This is a genomic window from Leifsonia sp. SIMBA_070 (assembly GCF_046534635.1).
Classification (GTDB): domain Bacteria; phylum Actinomycetota; class Actinomycetes; order Actinomycetales; family Microbacteriaceae; genus Leifsonia.
Window position 1 is genome coordinate 1 of sequence record NZ_JAWRYK010000289.1, and the last position, 271, is coordinate 271.

General features: G+C 69.7%; 1 pseudogene. It reads left to right on the top strand.

Annotated features, from left to right (window positions below):
• Positions 1–250: pseudogene (locus SB754_RS20395) on the top strand (hypothetical protein); the annotation flags it as partial.
• Between the last annotated feature and the right edge of the window lie 21 nt (positions 251–271).

The window sequence follows — 271 nt, forward strand, 5'->3', positions numbered from 1 at the left end:
GATCGGCCACCTGCTGGCCGCCGCGGCCACCGTTGCCCTCATCCGGAACGGGGAAGCGGCCCTGCTGCGCATCCTCTCAGCCATGCGGCTGCGCATCACCACTATCCTGCCGCTGATTCTGCCGCTGCCCCTGGGCCCGCGGATCCCCAAGCTCTCCGTGCTGGTTCCGGTTGCTGCACTCCGGAATCTCGGCGTGCCGCTGCTGGCCATGCGCCACCGGGGACCGCCTGCTGCTGCTGTGTTTTCCTAGCCCCGCACGAATCCGTCCGGG